Origin of the sequence: Flintibacter muris, assembly GCF_943192995.1 — a bacterium.
GTDB classification, from domain to species: domain Bacteria; phylum Bacillota; class Clostridia; order Oscillospirales; family Oscillospiraceae; genus Lawsonibacter; species Lawsonibacter muris.
On record NZ_CALPCP010000101.1, the window covers coordinates 1 to 2,503 of the forward strand.

4 protein-coding genes are annotated in these 2,503 nt (G+C 40.7%); all 4 read left to right on the top strand.

The genetic code is table 11. The annotated features are described in order from the left end of the window. Positions 1-82: 82 nt before the first annotated feature. Genes NFS22_RS23375 through NFS22_RS23390 form a run of 4 tightly spaced genes read left to right on the top strand, consistent with a single transcriptional unit; the run spans position 83 to position 2,214 of the window. Positions 83-631 carry a hypothetical protein gene (locus NFS22_RS23375; RefSeq protein ID WP_251320021.1) on the top strand — a complete coding sequence of 183 codons (549 nt, stop codon included), beginning with the start codon at positions 83-85 and terminating at the stop codon, positions 629-631. Then, on the top strand, positions 618-1,226 hold the full coding sequence (locus NFS22_RS23380) for a helix-turn-helix domain-containing protein (protein ID WP_251320022.1): 609 nt from the start codon (positions 618-620) through the stop codon (positions 1,224-1,226). Before NFS22_RS23375 ends, NFS22_RS23380 begins: the two co-directional genes overlap by 14 nt. An 8-nt stretch (positions 1,227-1,234) precedes the next feature. Next, positions 1,235-1,744 carry an ImmA/IrrE family metallo-endopeptidase gene (locus NFS22_RS23385; protein WP_251320024.1) on the top strand — a complete coding sequence of 170 codons (510 nt, stop codon included), beginning with the start codon at positions 1,235-1,237 and terminating at the stop codon, positions 1,742-1,744. Beyond that, positions 1,741-2,214 carry a DUF4411 family protein gene (locus tag NFS22_RS23390; protein WP_251320025.1) on the top strand — a complete coding sequence of 158 codons (474 nt, stop codon included), beginning with the start codon at positions 1,741-1,743 and terminating at the stop codon, positions 2,212-2,214. The genes NFS22_RS23385 and NFS22_RS23390 overlap by 4 nt, the downstream gene beginning before the upstream one ends. Positions 2,215-2,503: the final 289 nt, after the last annotated feature.

A 2,503-nucleotide genomic window follows, 5' to 3' on the forward strand; every position in this document is an offset into this window, starting at 1 on the left:
TCCTCTGATGACGCCAGGTGCAAACTCAGAAAACTATACCCTATCATCTTCTAATTCCTAACTTGGTAGAGTACTAGCACAGTTGTCTAAGAAATACTATAAAGAGGCTGGAGATATTCCAATCAGCTCTTTAATTAGCATTTCTGATACCATTGCTGTATTTACTCCTGAAACCTCGAATGCAAAGATTTGTGATTTGCTAAAATTGCACGCTAAATTTGCAAAATATGTTTTAGAAAAGTGTTGCACTGCAGGTTTTGCAATTCGAGGAGCAATTAGTTATGGCCAATACAGTGTTGTGAAAAATATTATGATTGGGCCTGGCATAGACGAATGCGCTAGCTGGCATGAAATGGGAAACTGGATTGGTGTACATCTTACACCCACAGCACAGATAAATTGGGAACGAGAAAAAGAGAGTGAGCCATGTATTTGTAAATACCTTGTTCCAATGAAATCGGGACTCAAAGCTGATTATTGTGTCTTATGGGAATTATCCGAAGATCAATTTTGCGAACTATCGACAAATGTTAAGGCATTACTTCCTGAAATTGCGGCAAAATATATGAACACGCAAAAATTCCTGCGAGAATGTGTCTGGAAGGAGGCGTCAACTGGTGGCAAGAAGTGAAAGAATGACATCTGTGGCACCGACCAGGCTGAAATATGCAAGGGAGTATTATGGGCTAAGCATTGAGGAAGCCTCGAAACGTGCATGTGTCAAACCAGATGCATTGGCAGCATTTGAAACTGGTAATGAATTTCCAACATATCCGATGCTGGAAAGGTTGTCAGAATTGTACAATCGTCCACTATTGTTTTTCTTCTTTCAGTCCAAGCCGCCTCAGGATCAACTTTTAGTGGAATTTCGCAGTTCCGAATCGCAGAGTGGCCGGCCACTAGAGATGCAGGTTCGCATGATGATGGAAAAGGCAGATTGGTACCGCCTACAGTTGGAAACGTTGCACGCCGATACAAATACTGTCCGTTTTTTTGCGTTGCTGCAACAGAATCAAGTCGAAACTGATCAGCATCTGATACAGTGGCTCCGTGAGCAACTAGATCTTCCTTTAAAAAAGCAAAAAACGAAATTTAGAAGAGCAAATGAGTTGCTGGAATATCTGCGAGACAAATTATATCAGATTGGAATTTATGTCTTTAAGGATTCCTTCAAGGCGGATGAAGTATCTGGTCTTTGCTTATATGATGAAGATTATCACTGTTAAATAATAAGATGTCTTTTACACGCCAGATATTTACAATCTTTCACGAGGTTTATCATCTGTTCACAAAGGAAACAGATGTGTATTATACGAAATATGAGGAAGAAAAAGCGTGTGACCAGTTTGCAAGTGAATTTCTGGTTCCTAAAGTAGATTTTCAGGCGCGGTTAGCAAACGTAACAGAATTTGAGAGCATTGAACTGATTAGTGCGCTTGCAGACGAGTACACAGTTAGCTGGGCGACAATAGCCTACCGATTGATGAAGTTAGGCAAGATATCCAAGAGTTTTTATGCACGTATCCACATGGATGGTGTCAGAAAGGCGAATTCGGCATCTGCTGCTGGTAATTTCTATTATACGCGAATCAGCTATCTAGGTGTGCCGTATCTAAAAAATGTTTTTTCGGGGTATTACACTGGGAAAATCAGCATTGCTGATGTTGGGCGATATACCGGGTTAAAGGTCTCACATATTTCTAGAATGCTATCCTCCAATATGCTGGGGGGTGTCCTCTCATGAAATTTGTTTTTGACCATTATGCACTTCAGTATATGTTGGAGCAATTTCCCAGAAATATTACTAAGGAATACTGGGCCCAATTTCTTGCAGCATGTCAAAATGGGACTATTACTGCACATAAAGAGACCCAGAAATTGCTAGAACAGGAGGTGATTGAGACAGATTCTCTCAAGTGGTGTAAAGAAAACACCTCTTTTTTCAAAACAACTACAGAAACAGAAGCATCTTTGCTCGGAACATGGATGGGGCAAGGAATGTTTGATTTCCTAGAGACACCTCTCTTTGTACGCAGTCATATGCCAGAAGATATTCCTTTTATGTTGTGTATGGCAAAAAAGCAAGACCGATGCTATGTATATCGGAAACACACGAATATGCATTCATTTTCGAAAGTTGAAGAAATTTGTAAGAAATATGGTATAACTTGTATGGAAGTGGAAGAGTGTCTGTTGCATTTAGCAAATCACTAATACAGGCATGTGTGTCTATAGCAATCATCAAAATTGTTAGTAAGCGCATGTAGGACGTGACCACTGGGCACGTCCTACATCCAAATCAAGCGATGCGCCAAGGTCGTGACCCGGCCAACTCCGGGCCAATTCACCTTCTGCTACTCTATAGCACCCTACAAGTTGCTGCGATTTTTCAAAACCACTATAAATGACTCTGTTCAATTTGAATAGTGTAAGTTTGTCAAACAAATTGGACAAGGAAGTCGATAGGAGAAAGCCAGGAGAGGGGACGCATCGGTAAGTTGTT

Bases quoted from the DNA above. Each gene is read 5' to 3' on its own strand.
- NFS22_RS23385 (WP_251320024.1), top strand. From the start codon at position 1,235: ATGTCTTTTACACGCCAGATATTTACAATCTTTCACGAGGTTTATCAT.
- NFS22_RS23390 (WP_251320025.1), top strand. From the start codon at position 1,741: ATGAAATTTGTTTTTGACCATTATGCACTTCAGTATATGTTGGAGCAA.